Here is a 19,477-nt window from a genome sequence, read left to right as displayed (position 1 = left end):
TCGTCACATCCTAATTACTCTTCTTCGATAGAGTTTAGGTATTCGTCTGCGTCTTTCAGGTTATCTAGTTCAGATACATCAGACATCTTCACTTTTACGATCCAGCCACCTTCGTACGGCTCTTCGTTAATTAGCTCTGGGCTGTCTTCTAGTTCTTCATTGATTTCTACGATTTCACCAGTGATTGGTGCGTAGATGTCTGACGCTGCTTTTACAGATTCAACGAGAGAGAAGCTTTCACCTGCTTCAACTTCGTCTTCTACGTCTGGTAGGTCAACGAATACCACGTCACCTAGCATTTCTTGTGCATGCTCAGAAATACCAATTGTTACTGTGCCGTCACCGTTGTCACGTACCCACTCGTGGCTATCTGCAAACTTCAGTGTTTTGTCCATTGCTTAATCTCCGAATAACTTGTCAGGAATTATTATGATTTCAAAAAAATCGTTTACTGGTATAGAGGAAAGCGACTGCAAAGTTCTTTTACTTCTTTGCGAACGCGTTTTTCAACTTCTGCGTCACCTTCAGGGTTGTTCACTAAACCGTCCAGTACGTCACCAATCCAATTACCGATGAGTTTGAATTCTTCAGCGCCAAAGCCGCGGCTTGTACCCGCAGGCGTTCCTAAACGGATGCCCGATGTAATCATAGGCTTCTCTGTATCGAATGGGATGCCATTTTTGTTACATGTGATCCCAGCACGCTCTAGAGCTTCTTCTGCTTTATTGCCTTTCAACCCTTTCGGACGAAGGTCAACCAGCATTAGGTGCGTGTCTGTGCCACCAGTTACGATGTCGCAACCGCGAGTTTGCAATACTTCCGCTAGGACTTTTGCGTTATTGATCACCGAATCAATATAAGTTTTAAATTCAGGGCCAAGCGCCTCACCAAATGCGACCGCTTTGGCTGCGATAACGTGCATCAGTGGGCCGCCTTGTAGGCCAGGGAATACGGCTGAGTTGATTTTCTTAATGATGTCTTCGTGGTTAGTAAGAATCATACCGCCGCGAGGGCCACGCAATGTTTTGTGTGTTGTAGTCGTAACAACGTGTGCGTGTGGCAGTGGGCTAGGGTGTGCGCCTGTTGCGATAAGACCAGCGATGTGCGCCATGTCGACCATAAGAATTGCATTTACTTCGTCTGCGATTTCACGGAATTTTGCAAAGTCGATAGTACGTGGAATGGCGCTACCACCTGCGATGATCATTTTAGGTTCGTGCTCAAGTGCTAGCTCACGAACATCTTCGTAGTTGATTTCCAGTGTTTCGCGATCAACACCGTATTGAACTGCGTTAAACCATTTACCAGAAAGTGCAGGGCGTGCACCGTGCGTCAGGTGACCACCTGCGTCTAAAGACATACCAAGAATGGTGTCACCAGGTTGAAGCAGTGCCAGTTTTACTGCGCCGTTTGCTTGCGCGCCTGAGTGTGGTTGAACGTTTGCGTATTCACAATTAAAAAGTTTTTTTGCGCGTTCGATAGCAATGGCTTCCACTGTATCTACGTGCTCACAACCACCATAGTAACGGCGACCTGGGTAACCTTCAGCGTATTTGTTTGTTAGGCATGTGCCTTGAGCTTGCATTACCGCTTTAGAAACAATGTTCTCAGAAGCGATAAGTTCGATTTGTTCGTTTTGGCGAGCGGATTCCGCTTGAATTCCAGCAAAGACAGCATCATCTGTCGCAGAGAGGTTGGTAGAGAAAAAGTTTTCCAAGCTGTGGTTAGGGTAACTCTTATTCATGGTAGTTGACCTTCCAAATCTGAAAATGAACCCGCAATAGATGAGTTATGATTTGCGGTTGTGGTTCATTTGTCCTCAAAAACAGCTGAACTGCGTAGCAGAACAGAGTGAACATCCGGCCCTAAATTTGGGCAAAAACTCCGTTGGATTGCGTGTTTCCTTTACCAATCTCTTACGGAAATATGCATCTCTACATCTAACAAGTTGGTAACATAGCGCCTGTGACGGGAACAATCAACCAAAAATTTCCTATAGGAAACAAGATTTCAAAATTTGTTAACAAGAGCACGCTTTAATTCACTTGGTGGACTTCTATCCACTATGTGCTTCATGCACAATGCGAGTAAGACAAAAAATATGGATATCTATAGAGGGATTTATGGCAGAAAGTATTTACGATGAATACCCATCGATGACGTTGGCAAAAGAGCAACATGACCAAAATATCGAGCCGTTAAAACTGGGCCAGCGTATTAAGGATATCCGCTCGAAACTCGGTATCACATTAGAAGAGGCCAGTCAGCGAACCGGGCTTGCTCGATCTACACTGAGCAAAATAGAAAATGAGCAGATCTCCCCGACGTTTCAAGCGATGCAAAAATTGGCACTTGGCTTACAAATTGACATGCCACAACTCTTTGAGCCACCTAGAAAAAAGGTAGCGACAGGGCGTAGGGATGTTACCAAGAAGAATGAAGGTAAACCACACCCAACACAAACTTATGAACATGAACTGCTCGCGACACAACTTTCCAATAAGAAAATGATGCCGTTTAAGAGCCAAATTCGAGCTCGTAGTTTTGATGAATATAAAGACTGGGTTCGTCATGATGGCGAAGAATTTCTGCTTATCTTATCTGGTGAGGTCATGTTCTATTCTGAGTTTTACGAACCTGTTGTTTTAAGCAAGGGAGACAGCGTTTATTACGATGCAAATATGGGACATATGTTGACCAGTGTTAGCGAGGAAGATGCGCTCATTTTGTGGGTGACAGCCAAATAGTGATAAATACTTGTAAATTTCCTATAGTGAAAGCAAACGATTGCTGTTGGTGGTCGTTATGATGAAAAGGCGCTTTTTTGATGAGAACTTGCTCATTAAAGCGCTTTTTTTGTACGATTTGTTGTGATTAAAATGTTAAGAGTCACACTTTTGCAAGTCGATCTACGTCTTGTTCGTGCAAAATAGAATGAGCCATGTTTATTATTGGAAACACATCGAATGCCGATAGCATTCTCGGGTCTATCTAAATGGAGACGAAAATGACTCAAGAACTACTGAAAACACCACTACACGCACTTCACGTTGAAGTTGGTGCCAAAATGGTCCCGTTCGCGGGTTACGATATGCCTGTTCAGTATCCTCTAGGCGTAAAGAAGGAACACTTACATACTCGTGATGCGGCAGGTCTGTTTGACGTTTCTCACATGGGACAGCTTCGCCTAATTGGTGACGGTGCAGCTGCGTTCCTAGAAACATTAGTTCCAGTGGATATTGTGGATCTTGAGTCTGGTAAACAGCGTTACGCTTTTTTCACTAATGAAGAGGGCGGCATCATGGACGACTTGATGGTGGCTAACCTAGGCGATCATCTGTTTGTGGTTGTGAACGCAGCATGTAAAGCGCAAGATATCGCACACCTACAAGCGCATTTACCATCTGGTGTTGAGCTAGAAATTATCGAAGACCGAGCTCTACTTGCAATCCAAGGCCCTAAAGCGGCGGCTGTATTGGCGCGTTTTGCACCAGAAGTTTCTGAAATGCTGTTCATGGATATTCGTAAAGTCGATATTTTAGGCGCCGAGTGCATTGTTTCTCGTAGTGGTTATACAGGCGAAGACGGTTACGAAATCTCGGTTCCTGCTGACAAAGCGGAAGAGCTAGCACGTAAACTGACTGCGGAAGATGAAGTTGAATGGATTGGCCTTGGTGCTCGTGATTCACTTCGTCTTGAGTGTGGCCTTTGTCTATACGGTCATGACCTAGACACAACAACAACACCTGTTGAAGCGAGCTTGCTATGGGGTATCCAAAAAGTTCGTCGTATTGGTGGTGAACGTGAAGGTGGTTTCCCTGGCGCAGACATTATTCTTAAGCAGATTGAGACTAAAGATGTGGCGCGTAAGCGTGTGGGTCTAGTAGGTCAAACCAAAGCGCCAGTGCGTGAAGGGGTTGAACTGTTTGATGCTGACGGCGTTAAAATTGGCGTTGTAACCAGCGGTACGGCGGGCCCGAATGCAGGTAAGCCAGTCTCAATGGGGTATGTTCGTGCGGATTTGGCGGCGATTGGTACTGAAGTGTTCGCTGAAGTGCGTGGCAAAATGCTACCAATGACAGTTGAAAAAATGCCGTTCGTACCACAACGCTACTACCGTGGTTAAAACGAATTGAAACAAAAATGCCGAGCTTTGTAGCTCGGCATTTTTATGTCTTCTTTTCGCTTGTTTGCTTTTAGTTTACTGCTTCATCAATAGTACAGCACATATCAATAACGATATCTTCAAGCTTTTCCGGATGAATCATCTCTTCTTTTGGGATCCCAAATTGAGAGGCCATAATGGTATTAAACAATTCCCAATGCTTGATCAGCAGTTTTTCGCGATTATCTGCAATATCCGGCCATGTTTCTTGCATCATTGGCGCGAGACTGACAGCACCATGTGCGAAGATCAACATTTGCCACTTTGATTCCCACTGATCAAATTGTGCATTAGGGTTTTCGCTGTTGTACTGCTCGAAAATTCCGGTAAATATTGCAGCGAACTCATCTTTTGACTTTAAGAAATACTGCAGTAGAGCACCGTCATCGCCTTGTCGAATGGCATCGGCGATCATCTGTACTGGATGAGGATTGACGAGAGCAAATGCTAGCATGCGAACCATAAACAGATAAATTTTTCTATTCGAAGGTGTGTTCTCCGGCATTTCATTGATGAGTTCAGCCATATAGCACTGCATGAACTCGTCCATTGCATCGCTAACCGCTTGCCAGATTTTCTCTTTGCTGCCGAAGTGGTGACGGATCAAACTATGTGAAACACCAGCCTTTTCACTGATATTGCGCAGCGAGACACGCTCGTAACCAAGTTCACAAAACATATCTGCTGCCACTTTAAGGATCAGACACTTAGTTTGTTCTGCTGCTTCAGCACTTCTACGCCCCTGCTTTCTTTCATTCATAGTTCGAATTTTCCCGAATATTAATCACGCGCTTACTTTTACCAGAAACCGAACGCTTTGACTAATTAATTTGCTATCCACCTGGAAAATATGTTGATCAATTTCAAATTCTGCTTATACTGCACGGCTGTGTAATATATAAAACCTACGGAGAAAGCGGGTGCGAAAACAATATTTAAAGCGCACTTTAGTTGGCGCAGTGGTGACATTAAGTCTTTCTGGGATGCTAACTGGGTGTAATAAAGCCATTTCTGAGCCGTCTGAACCTTTAATCAAACCTGTAAAATTACTGGCGGTGAAAGACCTAGAACTTGAAGACTCGCACGCCTTTTTAGCGCGTATTGATGCAACACATCGCGCGCAGCTTTCTTTTCAGGTTGGTGGAGAGGTTGATGAATTACGTGTACGCATGGGTCAAAAAGTCCAAAAAGGTGAAGTGCTCGCAACGTTAGACCCTAAAGATCTTCAGCTTGCGTTAGATGCCGCTCAAGCGCAGTACGCGTTAGCGAAAACACAATGGGACCGCGCGAAAAACCTTTACGGAAAAAAACTCATTAGTACTGATGAGTACGATCAGAAAGAAACTCAATATAAAGCGGCATTGGCGAACTACGAACAAGCTAAAACCGATTTGAGCTATACCAAAATTCACGCACCGTTTGATGGCATTGTGTCATATACCTATGTCAACCCGTTTCAAGTAGTAGCAGAGAAGCAGGAGATCTTGAATCTCATTGATAACACGACGTTGGATGTATCTTTCACCTTGCCAGTAAGTTATGCGGAATCTGTATCACTTGAGTCACTGCAAAACTCCGATATGTGGGTGACGATGGATAGCGAGCCAGGAAAACGTATCCCTGGGCAATTTAAAGAAATTTCGACGCAGCCAAACATCGATACCAATAGTTATGAGGCGATCGTGACCATCACTCGACCAGAAGATCGCAATTTGCTGACAGGTATGACTGGGCAGGTACACATTGCTAAACAACATGTATCGGACGCGATGACGTTACCTCAGTCTGCTTGGGTCAACAAAAATGGGACGCAAGGTGAAGTTTGGGTAATGGACAGAAGCACGCAGCAGGTCAATAAAGTCACTGTGTCACTTGACGCAGCAGGTGGTGTGAAAGCCGGGCTTGATAACAATGATTACGTTGTTATTGCTGGTGTTGAGAGACTGGTTGAAGGACAAGTGGTGAAAGCTTGGGTTCGTGAGGGAGGCATTTAATGAAACGTTCTCTACTTACGATCTCTGCGATTGCACTTACAGTTTTAACAGGGTGCAAAAATGAAAACCAAGCTATCGTCGAGCAGCCACTTTTTGTGTCGACTATCTCGGTGGATGCACCAGTACAAAGTGAACATCGCGCGTTCAAAGGCATAGTAGTGCCTGCAGAGCAAACGCCAATGGCATTTCGCCGCGCTGGGGAAGTTCAGCACGTATTGGTTAAAGCGGGTGACGTTGTTAAGCAGGGGCAAATGATCGCAAAGCTAGATGATAGCAAAGAGAAGCAAGCCGTGAATGACGCAGAAGCACAATACACACTTGCAATTCGTCAGCTTAAACGCGGTGAAGACTTGCATGCACGTCAAATGATTTCAAAAGCGGAACTTGATGAGCTAACCGCCAATAAAGAGCTAGCTGAGGCTACTTTCTATAACGCGACCAATCAATTGAATTACACCCGTTTATTCGCCCCGTTCGCCGGTAAAGTATCTGATGTTTTCAAAGAACGTTTTGAGCGTGTGGCAATTGGTGAACCCGTGTTAAACCTATACCAAAACGATTTGGTTTACGTGCGCATTGAGCTTTCCGACAATGTTTTAGCGATGGTAGACCCAAACTCAGACAGCATGAGCTACAAGCCTAGAGCAACCTTCTCCGGCATCGATGGCAGATTTGCTTTGGACTATTTAGAGCACACTAGTGAACCCAACGCCGAAACTCAAACCTACGAAATGTACTTGACGATGCCACAGCCAAAAACAGAGATATTACCGGGAACCAGCGTAAGCGTTTTGGTCGATATGGTGAAGGCGGGCATTACCTCTATTGATGGTTACAGTGTTCCTGTCACGGCGCTTCAAGCAGGCAGTGAAGGGAATGAGTTCTTTGTGTGGAAAAAAGAAGGTGACATTGTCACACGGGTGCCTGTCATGATTTCTCAAGTGAATGGCAATGGAGCCATTGTGTCGTCAGGTGTTAGCCAGGGCGATATTCTGATTAATTCAAATCTGCGTAAATTACGCGAAGGTAAACATGTGGATGTTGTGGAGAATAACCAATAATGAACATTGCTGAGTATTCAATAAAAAACAAAGTCATCAGCTGGTTGTTCATCATTATCCTTGCTGTTGGTGGTTTAACGTCATTTTTGGAGCTGGGACGATTAGAAGACCCGGCATTTACGATCAAAGATGCCATGATCATCTCAACATACCCTGGCGCGACGTCAAAAGAAGTTGAAGAAGAGCTGACGTATCCTCTAGAAAAAGAGATTCGAAAACTTCCTTATATCGACAAAATTACCTCTACGTCTTCTAATGGTATGTCTCAAATAACGGTGAGCATGGAAATGGACTATGGTCCTGATGAACTGCCGCAAATTTGGGATGAAATGCGCCGTAAAATTAATGATTTACGACCATCATTGCCTCAAGGTGTTCAGTCTTTACAGATCATTGATGATTTCGGTGACGTTTATGGCGTGATGTTAATGCTCACTGGTGACGATTACGACTATGTAGAGCTGAAACGTTATGCGGATTACCTGACCCGTGAAATCGAGCTTGTTGATGGTGTTGGTAAGGTAGACATCACGGGCGATCAGCAAGAAATGCTATTCGTTGAGATCTCACTTGATCGCCTTGCTGCACTGAACTTAGACATGAATGTGGTTTCGAGCTTGTTGAACCAGCAAAACAATGTGGTTTCAGCAGGGGAAGTGATGGTCAATGGCGAAAGCCTTGTTATTCGCCCAAGCGGCACCTTAAACACTGTAGAAGCACTAGAAAATCTGATCATTCATGGCCGTGACACAGGAAATCTAATTCGTCTAAAAGACGTAGCAACGATTTCTCGCGGTATTCAAGAGAAGCCAGGCAACGTCGTACTCTTTAACGGTCAAAAAGCGATTAATATCGGTATCTCGTTTGCGTCAGGTGTGAACGTGGTTGAGGTTGGTGAACGTTTGGATGCGGAGCTCGCGAGCCTAGAGTCTATCAAGCCTGCTGGCATCGATATGAACTACTTTTACAACCAAGCCAATGAGGTGGATGAATCTGTTAAAGCGTTTGTAATTAGTCTAGCGGAGGCAGTGGCGATCGTAATCATTGTGTTGCTGTTTACTATGGGTTTACGCAGTGGTGTCATCATTGGAGTTGTGTTGTTATTGACGGTATTTGGTACCTTCATTTTGATGAATTACAACAACATCGAACTGCATCGTATTTCTCTTGGCGCGTTAATTATTGCCTTGGGTATGCTGGTTGATAACGCGATTGTTGTCGTGGAAGGCATATTGGTTGGCCTAAAGAAAGGGCGTACCAAAGTTCAAGCGGCTGTCGATATTGTAAAGCAAACACAATGGCCTTTGCTGGGCGCAACTGTTATTGCAATTACGGCTTTTGCACCTATCGGCTTGTCGCAAGATGCGACAGGCGAGTTCATGGGCTCTCTATTCTGGGTGCTGTGTTTCTCATTATTTTTAAGCTGGATTACCGCTATTACACTGACGCCTTTCCTTGCCGATCTTTTGTTGAAAGAGGAAAACAAAGAGCAGGGTACTAGCGAAGATGATCCTTATAAAGGCTGGTTGTTTGTCGTATTTGGGGCATCGCTGAAATTTGCATTGCGATTCCGCTGGCTTACCGTTGCTGGCATGGTGGCGCTATTAGTGGGTGCTGTCGTGGCATTTGGTAATGTAAAACAGCAGTTCTTCCCACCATCGAATACGCCGATGTTCTACGTGGATATGTGGATGCCAGAGGGTACTGACATCCGTGAAACGATCAAAAAAGCTGAAGAGGTCGAAAGCTACATTCGTCAGCAAGATGATATTGACTTTGTTTCTGCTTCGATTGGGCAGGGCCTACAGCGTTTTGCTTTAACCTATCAACCAGAAAAAAGTTACGAAGCGTACGCTCAGTTCCAAGTTCGCGCGACTGAGCGTGAGAAAATGTTTGGTTTACTGCATAAGTTAGATGCGAATCTGGCGAAAACATTTGATGCGCCTACGTTCCAGTTTAAATTGATGGAATTTGGTCCATCACCAGCGTCTAAGATCGAAGCGCGTATTACTGGCCCTGATCCACAAGTTTTACGTGACTTGGCGGTGCAAGTTGAAGACATCCTTCATACCGACCCTGGTGCCCGAAACATTCGTCACGATTGGCGAGAGCGCACCAAGGAACTTGTACCCGTTTTCAACGAGTCTAAAGCTCGTCGCTTAGGTATTTCGAAAGAAGATCTTTCAAGCACACTGCAAATGGCGTTTGGTGGTAGCACCTTAGGTTACTTACGTGATGGCACACATACGTTGCCAATTATGACACGCCTTCCTGAAGAAGAACGCGTAGATTTTGAATCACTACAAAACGTGACCATTTGGAGTCCTTCGTTGCAAACGTATATTCCGGTTGATCAAGTGATTGATGGCGTTCAACTGGATTGGAGTGAGCCGCTAATTCAGCGTCGTGACCGTAAGCGTACGTTAACCGTTCTCGCGGACCATGATGTGTTGAGTGACGACACGGCAGCAAGCTTATTTGCTCGTGTACAGCCTAAAGTGATGGCATTGCATGTTCCAGAAGGATACGAAATCACATGGGGTGGTGAGTACGAATCATCCAAAGATGCACAAGAAGGCCTATTCGGTTCATTGCCGATGGGTTACTTGTTGATGTTCATCATTACTATTTTATTGTTTAACTCAATCAAAAAGCCGTTGGTAATTTGGTTCACCGTTCCGTTAGCGATCATTGGCGTTGCTTTTGGTTTGCTTACCACGAACATGCCGTTCAGTTTTACAGCATTCCTTGGTTTGTTAAGCCTAAGTGGCATGATTTTGAAAAACGGTATTGTGTTGCTTGACCAAATTAACCTTGAGTTGGAGTCAGGTAAAGATCCTTACCTCGCGATTGTTGATAGTGCGATAAGCCGCGTTCGTCCGGTAAGTATGGCTGCGCTAACAACTATCTTGGGGATGATTCCACTGGTCTTCGACGCCTTCTTTGGCTCGATGGCAATAACGATTATGGCAGGTCTTGGTTTTGCTACTGTACTGACACTGATAGTGGTGCCAGTGATGTTTGCAATTCTGTTTAGGGTAAAACCGACCACTGCATAGGGACTCCTGGCTATTTGCCAGCTTCCTGCCTAGCCCTGAAGGTTTTCTTCGGGGCTTTTTTGATCTTACTAATATATACCAAACCATTCATTTGCTTGATTTTAATGATTTTCTTACGATTACAATGCAAATCATGCGTATACTGATGTAACGACACATCAAAGATTGAGATTACATGAATAAGCGCATATTAAACGGACTCTTCTTCGTTGGTTCTTTCACCTTGGTTGGCTGCACCGCGACGGATAGCATGCCGACAGAAACCAAACAACCTGCCCCTAAAGTCAACAGTGTTAGTGCTGAAGTCATTTCCAGTTGGATTGATAGTAAGGTTTTAGCCCCTGAAGGGCTGTCGCTCGAGCAAGACAATCTACGTTATCTATCGGGTAGCGCCGACCTAAACAGCGACGGCAAGGCAGAATACATAGTGTTGCTTCAAGATCGCTATTTCTGTGGTAGTGGTGGCTGTGCTGCATATATGTTTGATAATGAGGGAAACGTTATTAATCGAATGTCGGTAACTCGCACGCCTATTGTACTAGCCGACAGTTACAGTAATGGTTGGCAGGACTTTATCGTTTGGAGTAATGGCTCCTATCGACTCATGAGTTACAACGGTGAGTCTTATCCAAGTAACCCGTCACTAGAGCCAAAGGTGGATCGAGACGCTAACCAGCAGGCGGCAATCGCAAATGTAATGGCGACAGAGCTTTATCAGCAAGACGGCTATGACATTCTGCCCGCAGAATCAAAAACCTTGTGGACGCCAGCTAACGTTTACCACTTTACCTTCAAGCACTACGGTGACCCGCATAGCGCTTATCAAGCAACGGTGGATATGAGCAGTGGGGAAGTAGACATTGTAGCCGTTCCGGCTGCGGAATAAAAAACACCTCCCTTAACCGGAATTAAAGGGAGGTGCTAAATGCCAAATTCGAGGGTGGCATTGTTAACCGGAGTCGCTCTAATTAAGCTGCGACTTCTTGTTTCGCTTCTGCTTTGCTTTTTAAGAATGCGTAAGTAAAGCCAGTTACCGCTGTACCTGCTGCAATAGCCACTAAATACATTAATACTGGTGAAATTGCGTTAGGAATTAGCAGCACGAATAGACCGCCGTGTGGTGCCATTAATTTCGCACCGAATAGCATCGATAGGGCACCAGTAAGCGCGCCACCTGCCATACAAGATGGAATCACGCGCATTGGATCTTTCGCAGCAAATGGAATTGCGCCTTCAGAGATGAAACAAAGGCCCAAGACAAATGATGCTTTACCTGCCTCACGTTCATTTTGTTCAAATTTGTTCTTCGCAATGAAGGTCGCTAAACCCATACCTAGCGCAGGAACCATACCTGCGGCCATGATTGCCGCCATTGGTGCGTAAGTTTGTGAAGCCAGAAGGCCAACACCAAATGCGTAAGCGGCTTTGTTTACCGGGCCTCCTAGGTCGAAACACATCATAGCGCCAAGGATAATACCCAGTAGTACTGCACTGTCAGAACCCATGTTGTTTAGGAAGTCAGTCAGGCCGTTCATGATGCCTGAAACTGGGCCGCCTACGATGTAGATCATCACAAGACCAGTGAACAATGTTGCCACAAATGGAATGATCAGAATCGGTTTAAGCGCCTCCATCGATTGTGGCAGTTTCACCTTATCTGCGAGGAGTTTCGCTGCGTAACCAGCAATGAAACCAGCCGCGATACCGCCAAGGAAACCTGCGCCAGTAGAACTTGCTAGCATACCACCAACAAGACCAGGAGCCAGACCAGGACGGTCAGCGATTGAAAACGCAATATAGCCAGCAAGTACAGGAATCATCAATGCGAATGCAGAGCCACCACCAATGTTCATCAAGGCTGCTGCTAGTGTGCCTTCTTCTTTAAATGCTTCAATACCAAACACGAACGATAGGGCGATGATCAAACCACCAGCGACAACCACAGGCAGCATGTGCGATACCCCTGTCATCAAGTGTTTGTAAGCGCCTTTCTTCTCGTCTGCTGCCGAAGCAGAATTTGCAGAACCTGAATGTTGGTAAATCGTGGCTTGCTCGAATGCTTTGTCCATCTCTTCGGCTGTTTTTTTCAGAGCTGGGCCTGTTTTCGTGCGGTACATCTTTTTGCCGTTAAAGCGATCAAGTGGCACTTCAATATCCGCAGCAATGATCACCAGATCGGCATCTGCAATTTCTTGCTCAGTCAGTTGGTTTTTAGCGCCAACTGAACCACGAGTTTCCACCTTGATTTGATGGCCACGACGCTTGCCTTCTTCTTCTAAAGCTTCTGCCGCCATAAAGGTATGCGCAACGCCAGTAGGGCATGCCGTGATTGCAACAATCTTCTTTGATGCTGATGTTGTATCTGTAGTGATAGGGGCTGCAAGTGTGGTTGCTTTTTCAAGTAAAGTGGCGTTTTCAACCGCTTGCTGGAGAAACGCAGTTGCGTCTTTTGCTACTTCGCTAATTTCCGCTTGGTAAACCTTTTTTCCTACAAAACGAGAAGTGTCGACGCTAGTATTTGCCGCAATGACAATGACTTCTGCTTGTTCAACGTCAGCTTCCGTCAATAGTGTTGGTTCAACCACACTTGATTGACATTCTATTTTGGCATTCCAGTTTAATTTTGCGGCGGCTTGTTCTAGTAATCCTGCCGCAAGGATGCTATTTGCTACACCGCTCGGACAGGCAGTAATAATGGCAATATTCATACGATAACCTTCTGTTCCTTAGTTTTGTTCTAAGTTTGTAATAGGGTAAAGCGCGCTAACTTCAGTTTGTCGCTTGATATTTTCCAGTTCTTCCTGACTGGTTAGCCCTACGCCAACTTGACTAACTGCCAAAGCAGAAAGTGCCGTAGCGAAGCGCAATAAATCGTTTTTAGGCATCAGTTGCATGTGGCCCCAACACAAGCCAGCGACCAGCGTATCGCCTGCGCCAACGGTGCTCACGACATGCATTCGAGGCGGTTTTGCACTAAGCCATTCGCCTTGGTTGAGCCACATAACACCGTCAGGACCCATAGAAACCACGATGTTTTCTATGCCCTTGTCGCTCAGTGTTTGCGCTGCAGCTTGGCATTGTTCAGGTGTTGCTAGATGTTCGCCAACAAAATCACCAAGCTCTTCATCGTTAGGCTTAATCAACCATGGGTGAGCCTCAATACCTGACTTCAATGCGGCTTTGCTACTGTCGAACAACACCTTTTTGCCTTGTTGATGCAGTGCTTCTATCCATGCAGCGCATTGTTCGGCGGTTACGCCTCCAGGTAAGCTACCTGCAAGTACAAAGTAATCATGCGTCTCCGCTAGACGAAATAGTGTCTCCTCAAAGCGAGTAATTTCGTCGGCCGCTACTTGAACGCCAGGGAAGTTGATATCACTGACGTTGCCATTGGCCTCGACCAGCTTAACGTTGATACGAGTGGCACCCTTTACTTCCACAAATTCATTCTTAACGTTGATGTCATTGAAAAGCTGATGAAATAGCTCAGGGTTATCTTTACCGAGAAAGCCGGTAACCGTGACGTCTGCGCCTAAATCGCTCAATACTTTTGCTACGTTGACACCTTTACCAGCAGCGTGGAGATTGCTTTGCTGTACTAAGCTCACGGAACCAACGTTTAGTTCATTTACTGAACCTGTTAAATCCAATGCTGGGTTGAGCGTAATAGTGACAACCTTATTTGTTTTGTTTGTCATATCGGATCCTTAACCTTCACCAAGGCCAGAAGCGATTGCATTTCCGATAGACTCCAAGGCTTGCGGCGCATCAGGGCCTTCTGCTGTAAATTGAAGTTGGTGACCGTGCTTAACGCCCAGTGCGATGACTTTCATTAGGCTCTTCGCGTTTACTGCTTTTCCATCTCCGTCTAAGTTGGTAACACGTATAGTGGATTCAAACTTTTTCGCTTCTGCGACTAACATTGCCCCAGGACGAGCATGTAGGCCGTGAGAGTTTTTGATTTTAAATACAGCGGTATTGCCTTCTTCTGAAAATGCGGCTGTGACTTCTTCACCTTTGAACAAAGCAAGAATCTGTTCTACTGATGCATCTAAAAGCTTGCCGTGTTCATTGTTAAACACAATGTTAGAAAGCGTTTTTAGGATAGGTTGGTGAGCATTGTTACATGCCGCGAACGCGACAAGTGCACGCACTTTTTGACCTTCATATTCGCAGTCGTTTGCCGTCGAGACAAATGACACGCCTGTGCGAGTGACATGTTTGTCACTGCCAATTAACCACAGGCCATTACCTAAGTGAGTTGGTTGTTTGGTAACGAGATCTGCAACGAATTCGTTATCAGCACATCCCGTATTTTTCAACAGACCACCTGCAACAGCACTCATCTGTAGCATGTCGCTCGCAGGGAACATCAGTTGAATTAAAGAAGCGTCAAAGTCTGCTTCAAGCTGAACATCACCGTGTAGTAGGGCGATGATCTCGTCTTCGTTTTTTGCATTACGCAGACGCTCTTCTACGCCATCTGCGCCTAGCACTTTGGTGAGCTGTTTAAGAATGCCAAGGTGCTCATCAGATTTAGCTGCGATACCGATAGCGACGAACACAGTATTGCCATCACCCCAGTCGACACCTTGTGGGAAGTGGTGCACAGCAACACCCGTTGTTTTCACCATTGCACGAGTGTCGGTTGTACCGTGCGGTATGGCAATACCGTTCCCCAAAAACGTAGAGTTTTGGTTTTCACGGTTTAGCATGCCTTCAACGTAACCTTGCTCAACTAGGCCTTTATCAGTCAGGCTATGAGCAATACTCTTTATTGCTTCAAACTTATCTGTCGCTGATTGCGAGAGGGTAATGTCGTTCTTATTTAGCTTAAGCATGGTGCTTCTCCAGCCTTAAGGTATCAATTTAAAAATGTATTCTGTGTGAGAAGTTGAACGCCGCTTCTTCTGAGCGCTTATCACTCCTCAAACCTTTTATCTTTCAAGCTAAATCGATTCAGCTTGTTGGTAAATTTTTTAAAAGACTCAGAAAAACTGTTTTAAAAACTGAGGTTAACAAACGAGCCTTTGCCGCTGTCCTATAGCCTAGCCTACAAATTGGTTTGTTGTGTATTCAGGTGATTTATGTCAATTTTTAAGTTTTGCTGAATCCTTTCAGCTTTTATACTGAATCGGTTCAGCTTATAATTCAACTTATCGAAAGATCGTTGATGTATTAATATGATCGCGCGCACAGAATAAGGTTTAGAATATGACACTGGATGAAATAGCCAAATTAGCGGGTGTTTCTAAGACAACTGCAAGCTATGTGATTAACGGAAAAGCGCAGAAATACCGCATCAGCGAGAAGACTCAGAAAAAGGTGATGGCCGTTGTAGAAGAGTACAATTATAAGCCAGATCATGCGGCGTCTTCCTTGCGGGCAGGTAATTCACGCTCATTTGGGCTTATCATCCCAGACTTAGAGAACACCAGTTATGCGCGTCTTGCAAAGCTGATAGAGCAAAACTCTCGGAAAGCGGGGTACCAAATTTTGATTGGCTGCTCTGATGATGATCCTGATACAGAGCAAAAGGTGGCGGAAGCATTAGTCAGTCGTCGTATTGATGCGTTGTTTGTGGCAAGTGGTATGCCCACTGCAAACGAGTATTATCTTAAGTTGCAAAATTCTGGTACGCCAGTTATCGCGCTAGACCGTCCAATGGATGATGAGCACTTTTGTTGTGTCATCAGCGAAGATTTTGATGCCGCACTTGAACTCACTCAGTCAGTACTGTCAGAGGGTATTAAGTCCATTGGCTTAATCGGTGCATTGCAAGATCTTCAAGTCTCAAAAGAGCGTGAGCTCGGTTTTCTATCTGCTTCTCAACAAGGTGGTAAAACGGCAACAGTGGGTTATGGACAACACTTCTCCCGGGAAGAAGGCAAGAAAGTCTTAGAGAGATGGTTAACAGAGAACGCATTGCCAGATGCCATTGTTACAACGTCATACACACTGTTAGAAGGTGTGTTGGATGTAATGCTAGAAAAACCAGAACTGATGGGAAAGGTGCGTTTAGCGACATTTGGTGATAATCGACTGCTGGACTTTTTGCCTGTGAAAATCAACTCTTTGCCTCAACAGTTTGAGTTGATCGCGGACAGCGCAATGGAGTTAGCACTCAATGCTTCCGCCAAGCGTTACAAGCCTGGCGTAGAACTTATCCCGCGTAAAATTGTGAAACGTCACTAAGTAACTAAATAGGTTGCTCAAAGCTTTACTTCAGCCGTCAGCGCCACAAATGCGTGGTCGCTGGCGTTTTTATCTCTGTCATAAATCGGGTTGATCAGATGTTGGTTAGACACCTGATAGTCAACAACCTCGGCAACCGATATATCTGATAAGGTGTCAAACTCTTGTGAGAGCAAGATATAGTCGAGTACATTCCCAGTGGAAAAATGATAGTGCGTGGCTGGGCGTTCATCCTTCAGGGTGTCACTTTGCAATAACCAACCATCTTTGAGTTGTAATTCAGTGACGCTGTCACCAGTATTGGATACCAATGCGCTGTTAACGCTGATAGGAGTGATAGGCTGATTCATATCGCCCATTAACACTGTCGGCATTGGTTCTTTTCGATACCTCTTTTGCATCGCGTCTCTTAACATCGCTGCTTCCCAGCCTCTTTGCTGGGTGGATAACCAGCGCCCAATAATCGTGCTAGACGTTTCTGGTTGTTCTGAGTCGGCCGGGCGTTGAGATTTCAGGTGCGTTACGTAAACGGCGATATGACCAAGTACAGGATGTATTACTTGGGCATAGATGGGTTTGCGACTGAACTCTGGAGCAACACTTACTCCAAAAGGCTCAAGCGTTGCTAAGTCAAACTCTACCGCTTGTACTTTTTCTATTGGAAACCGAGAGGCGATTGCCACAACAGGGCTTGAGTAAATGTACTCATCCTCAACATGTGGGGTGTCAACGGTCGCAAAGTAGGGGTAGCCGATGGTTGAAAAAAATTCCTGGGTCTTCTCGATACTGAACACTTCTTGTAAGCCAATCACGTCGCCTTCCAGTTTTTCAACTTGACGTTGCGTCCACGAAAGTTTGTCTCGCCATTGCTCTAACGAGTATATGTTCTCGAAATCATAGTAGGCGTTAGGCGGTGCGACAAAATTAAACAAGTTCGCAGTGACAAAGGTAATTCTACTTGGTTGAGACAAAGTATTCGCTCTTTTCAACAATAACTTAGAGAGTATATACCTTCAGGTTGCGTAATTGCAGCTTCGTTTGAGCTACGCATCGGTATACAAGCTAACGAGCGACAAGTTAAATGGGTTAAGAGGTGCTCAAATGCCAAGGCGAATCGGTGATTGAACATCGCCAGAGGTTTCTATTTTTAAGCATTGCGTTTAAACTTCAGGGCATCAAATAGTAAGAGTAAGTAACATGACCCAAGATTACGACCACGAAGAGTATTTAGAAGGCGAAGAGATTGAGATCGAAGCGATTGGCATCGATGTTGATGCGCATCCAATCGAACTGTACAAGCTTTTTAAGATCGCAAACTTGGTCAGCGGTGGCGGCGAAGCAAAACATATCATCGAGGAAGGCTACGTCGCGGTGAATGGTGAACTAGAAACACGTAAGCGCCGCAAGATGTATGATGGTGACTTTTTTGAGTTTAACCAGGAATATTATGTTGTGGTTTGCGATGCGCCAGTAACCGAACCTGAAACGGCAGAGCAAAAAGCAGAAAAGAAAGCGAAAAAAGAAGCGCAGTCTTCTCGTAAAGATAAGTCTCGTCAAAGTAAGTCACCTAAAGCTTCTGGGCCTAAATCAACAGGCCGTAAAGCGGCACATAAAGAGCGTAAAGCGCAGAAAGAAGCGTTGTCTCAGTATGCTAAGAAAGGCAAAAAAGAAGACAAACCGCAAGCGACTCGTGATCCGAAGAGCGGACGTAATTCTATTGATTTTTTCTAGGGAAATGAACGCTTAACTAAATAAGTGACATCTGAGTAAAACTAAAAAGCGCCGAGCATATTATATCGGCGCTTTTTTGGTTTCACTGTGCTGTAAGTGGGCAGTGTTAATGCACTGTCGTCTCGATGTTTAGGCTATCTGTCCAGTGATGAATGGCGCAAGGCTTTCCTAAGTAAAAGCCTTGGTAATAATCCAAATTAAGTTGATACATAGCTTGTAGCTGCCCGTCTTCTTCAACCCCTTCTATAATGACTTTTGCTCCCATATGATCCGCTAGATCAACGGCGCTATGTATGGAAAAGGTTTCTCCGGCGCAGTAGTCTAGCAAATAGGAACGATCGATTTTGATGATGTCAGGGCAGAGCTGCTGAACACGTGCGATATCAGAATGTTGGGCGCCAAAATCATCGATAGCAAAGATAAAACCATTCGCTTTCATTAACTGTACGGCTTTGATTAATAAATCCGTATTTCCGCATGACTCTTCGACTACTTCAAAAACTACGTCTGATGGGCTCATACCAAGTTCGGAAAGGCGTTTGTAAAGCAGGCCGTTATCTTTAAAGCCCATGTCTTTGGTTAGCGTGAGTAGCGTTTGAGGCATGACGTTAAGAAACAGTTTGATCGGTGTCCCCGCGAAATAGCGTGCAAAATTTCGAATGTGCATTGCTCTGGATAAAAACTCTACACATAAGCGAAAGTAGGGATCAAGACCATTATTGGCCAGAAACACGTCAGGACGAATTAGGGAACCATCAATGCCACGAATACGCAGTAAGGCTTCCATACCAATAATACGTTGGCGTCTATCAAAAATTGGCTGATAAACACTGTGAAAAGTGAATTGATTGAGAACTACGTAATATTCACCAAGATTATCTTGTTTTATGTATCGCTCGTAGTCGGATTGATTCTTTAACTCCATGAAAAACGCCGAAAATTTAGCATCTTGCCAATGTAACAGGGTGCAATTCTGATTTGAAGAATCAAATGTGCCTAATTACATATGCGGTTGAGTTAATTTGAAATGGCTTCCGATTTTGCTTCAATATGGCGAAAAATAAGTGACAGACCAAAACAGATTAAGAAGTAAGCAAAGCCGACAATCAGCCAAATTTCAAATATATACCCTGATGAATTTGCCATCTCTGTCCCAACAAACGTCATTTCTTGTATCGAAATCAGTGAAACAATAGAGGTGTCTTTCACCAAAGAGATAGTTTGACCGGCAAGTGCAGGTGTTATTGATTTAAGCACCTGTGGCGCGATAAC

The 19,477-nt window shown here is 44.9% G+C and carries 16 protein-coding genes and 1 pseudogene; 8 read left to right on the top strand and 9 right to left on the bottom strand.

Annotation, left to right across the window (positions count from 1 at the left end):
- Positions 1–14: 14 nt before the first annotated feature.
- Positions 15–395, bottom strand: a complete 381-nt coding sequence (gene gcvH / locus R7E00_RS11825) for a glycine cleavage system protein GcvH (RefSeq protein ID WP_005376432.1) — start codon at positions 393–395, stop codon at positions 15–17.
- A 53-nt stretch (positions 396–448) separates the two neighbouring features.
- Entirely contained in the window at positions 449–1,744 is a 1,296-nt protein-coding gene (locus R7E00_RS11820; protein ID WP_169628825.1) for a serine hydroxymethyltransferase, read from the bottom strand.
- 379 nt (positions 1,745–2,123) lie between these two features.
- Between R7E00_RS11820 and R7E00_RS11815 the strand changes: the two genes are divergently transcribed.
- Positions 2,124–2,747 carry a helix-turn-helix domain-containing protein gene (locus R7E00_RS11815; RefSeq protein WP_169628826.1) on the top strand — a complete coding sequence of 208 codons (624 nt, stop codon included), beginning with the start codon at positions 2,124–2,126 and terminating at the stop codon, positions 2,745–2,747.
- Positions 2,748–3,007: 260 nt separating this feature from the next.
- Positions 3,008–4,126, top strand: coding sequence for a glycine cleavage system aminomethyltransferase GcvT (gcvT, locus tag R7E00_RS11810; RefSeq protein ID WP_017820967.1), 1,119 nt, complete (start codon positions 3,008–3,010; stop codon positions 4,124–4,126).
- A 70-nt stretch (positions 4,127–4,196) separates the two neighbouring features.
- Here gcvT and vdeR read toward each other — a convergent pair whose 3' ends face one another.
- Positions 4,197–4,925, bottom strand: coding sequence for an efflux transporter transcriptional repressor VdeR (vdeR, locus tag R7E00_RS11805; RefSeq protein WP_005376423.1), 729 nt, complete (start codon positions 4,923–4,925; stop codon positions 4,197–4,199).
- Positions 4,926–5,085: 160 nt separating this feature from the next.
- Between vdeR and R7E00_RS11800 the strand changes: the two genes are divergently transcribed.
- The 4 genes from R7E00_RS11800 (at position 5,086) to R7E00_RS11785 (ending at position 11,165) form a co-directional block, all read left to right on the top strand.
- Positions 5,086–6,159, top strand: a complete 1,074-nt coding sequence (locus R7E00_RS11800; protein ID WP_017820965.1) for an efflux RND transporter periplasmic adaptor subunit — start codon at positions 5,086–5,088, stop codon at positions 6,157–6,159.
- Positions 6,159–7,220: an efflux RND transporter periplasmic adaptor subunit gene (locus R7E00_RS11795; RefSeq protein WP_054575157.1), complete on the top strand. Its 1,062-nt coding sequence runs from the start codon at positions 6,159–6,161 to the stop codon at positions 7,218–7,220. Before R7E00_RS11800 ends, R7E00_RS11795 begins: the two co-directional genes overlap by 1 nt.
- Positions 7,220–10,279 (top strand): efflux RND transporter permease subunit, encoded by a 3,060-nt coding sequence (locus tag R7E00_RS11790; protein WP_213914867.1) that lies wholly within the window; start codon positions 7,220–7,222, stop codon positions 10,277–10,279. Before R7E00_RS11795 ends, R7E00_RS11790 begins: the two co-directional genes overlap by 1 nt.
- Positions 10,280–10,454: 175 nt before the next feature.
- Entirely contained in the window at positions 10,455–11,165 is a 711-nt protein-coding gene (locus R7E00_RS11785; RefSeq protein WP_033906529.1) for a hypothetical protein, read from the top strand.
- A gap of 82 nt (positions 11,166–11,247) precedes the next feature.
- On the opposite strand, the gene fruA is transcribed toward R7E00_RS11785, so the two are convergent.
- From fruA to fruB, 3 genes are read right to left on the bottom strand one after another with little or no spacing between them, the layout of a single operon-like run.
- Positions 11,248–12,987: a PTS fructose transporter subunit IIBC gene (gene fruA / locus R7E00_RS11780; protein WP_033906530.1), complete on the bottom strand. Its 1,740-nt coding sequence runs from the start codon at positions 12,985–12,987 to the stop codon at positions 11,248–11,250.
- 18 nt (positions 12,988–13,005) lie between these two features.
- Positions 13,006–13,977, bottom strand: a complete 972-nt coding sequence (pfkB, locus tag R7E00_RS11775) for a 1-phosphofructokinase (RefSeq protein WP_017634191.1) — start codon at positions 13,975–13,977, stop codon at positions 13,006–13,008.
- Between the two features lie 9 nt (positions 13,978–13,986).
- On the bottom strand, positions 13,987–15,120 hold the full coding sequence (gene fruB / locus R7E00_RS11770; RefSeq protein WP_064354756.1) for a fused PTS fructose transporter subunit IIA/HPr protein: 1,134 nt from the start codon (positions 15,118–15,120) through the stop codon (positions 13,987–13,989).
- A 373-nt stretch (positions 15,121–15,493) separates the two neighbouring features.
- On the opposite strand from fruB, the gene cra reads away from it, so the two are divergent.
- Positions 15,494–16,474, top strand: coding sequence for a catabolite repressor/activator (gene cra, locus R7E00_RS11765; RefSeq protein ID WP_206957501.1), 981 nt, complete (start codon positions 15,494–15,496; stop codon positions 16,472–16,474).
- A 17-nt stretch (positions 16,475–16,491) separates the two neighbouring features.
- Here cra and R7E00_RS11760 read toward each other — a convergent pair whose 3' ends face one another.
- Complete coding sequence (locus R7E00_RS11760; RefSeq protein WP_170890110.1) at positions 16,492–17,445, bottom strand: endonuclease/exonuclease/phosphatase family protein; 954 nt, start codon at positions 17,443–17,445, stop codon at positions 16,492–16,494.
- A 226-nt stretch (positions 17,446–17,671) separates the two neighbouring features.
- On the opposite strand from R7E00_RS11760, the gene R7E00_RS11755 reads away from it, so the two are divergent.
- Positions 17,672–18,205 carry an RNA-binding S4 domain-containing protein gene (locus tag R7E00_RS11755; RefSeq protein WP_213960950.1) on the top strand — a complete coding sequence of 178 codons (534 nt, stop codon included), beginning with the start codon at positions 17,672–17,674 and terminating at the stop codon, positions 18,203–18,205.
- A gap of 106 nt (positions 18,206–18,311) precedes the next feature.
- Here the strand turns inward: R7E00_RS11755 and R7E00_RS11750 are convergent, their stop codons facing one another.
- Positions 18,312–19,130 carry an EAL domain-containing protein gene (locus R7E00_RS11750; RefSeq protein ID WP_213960951.1) on the bottom strand — a complete coding sequence of 273 codons (819 nt, stop codon included), beginning with the start codon at positions 19,128–19,130 and terminating at the stop codon, positions 18,312–18,314.
- A gap of 92 nt (positions 19,131–19,222) precedes the next feature.
- Positions 19,223–19,477, bottom strand: a pseudogene (locus tag R7E00_RS11745) (amino acid ABC transporter permease); the annotation flags it as partial.

It is taken from the genome of Vibrio sp. Vb1755 (assembly GCF_033338635.1).
In the GTDB taxonomy this organism is placed as follows: Bacteria; Pseudomonadota; Gammaproteobacteria; order Enterobacterales; family Vibrionaceae; genus Vibrio; species Vibrio alginolyticus.
This window is presented reverse-complemented; position numbering and strand designations above follow the sequence as displayed.

What these genes read in the sequence shown, in the direction of transcription:
- cra (WP_206957501.1), top strand. Translation starts at nt 15,494, where the DNA reads ATGACACTGGATGAAATAGCCAAATTAGCGGGTGTTTCTAAGACAACT.
- R7E00_RS11790 (WP_213914867.1), top strand. Translation starts at nt 7,220, where the DNA reads ATGAACATTGCTGAGTATTCAATAAAAAACAAAGTCATCAGCTGGTTG.
- vdeR (WP_005376423.1), bottom strand. Translation starts at nt 4,925, where the DNA reads ATGAATGAAAGAAAGCAGGGGCGTAGAAGTGCTGAAGCAGCAGAACAA.
- R7E00_RS11750 (WP_213960951.1), bottom strand. Translation starts at nt 19,130, where the DNA reads ATGGAGTTAAAGAATCAATCCGACTACGAGCGATACATAAAACAAGAT.
- gcvT (WP_017820967.1), top strand. Translation starts at nt 3,008, where the DNA reads ATGACTCAAGAACTACTGAAAACACCACTACACGCACTTCACGTTGAA.
- R7E00_RS11795 (WP_054575157.1), top strand. Translation starts at nt 6,159, where the DNA reads ATGAAACGTTCTCTACTTACGATCTCTGCGATTGCACTTACAGTTTTA.
- gcvH (WP_005376432.1), bottom strand. Translation starts at nt 395, where the DNA reads ATGGACAAAACACTGAAGTTTGCAGATAGCCACGAGTGGGTACGTGAC.
- R7E00_RS11815 (WP_169628826.1), top strand. Translation starts at nt 2,124, where the DNA reads ATGGCAGAAAGTATTTACGATGAATACCCATCGATGACGTTGGCAAAA.
- R7E00_RS11820 (WP_169628825.1), bottom strand. Translation starts at nt 1,744, where the DNA reads ATGAATAAGAGTTACCCTAACCACAGCTTGGAAAACTTTTTCTCTACC.
- R7E00_RS11785 (WP_033906529.1), top strand. Translation starts at nt 10,455, where the DNA reads ATGAATAAGCGCATATTAAACGGACTCTTCTTCGTTGGTTCTTTCACC.
- R7E00_RS11755 (WP_213960950.1), top strand. Translation starts at nt 17,672, where the DNA reads ATGACCCAAGATTACGACCACGAAGAGTATTTAGAAGGCGAAGAGATT.
- pfkB (WP_017634191.1), bottom strand. Translation starts at nt 13,977, where the DNA reads ATGACAAACAAAACAAATAAGGTTGTCACTATTACGCTCAACCCAGCA.
- fruB (WP_064354756.1), bottom strand. Translation starts at nt 15,120, where the DNA reads ATGCTTAAGCTAAATAAGAACGACATTACCCTCTCGCAATCAGCGACA.
- fruA (WP_033906530.1), bottom strand. Translation starts at nt 12,987, where the DNA reads ATGAATATTGCCATTATTACTGCCTGTCCGAGCGGTGTAGCAAATAGC.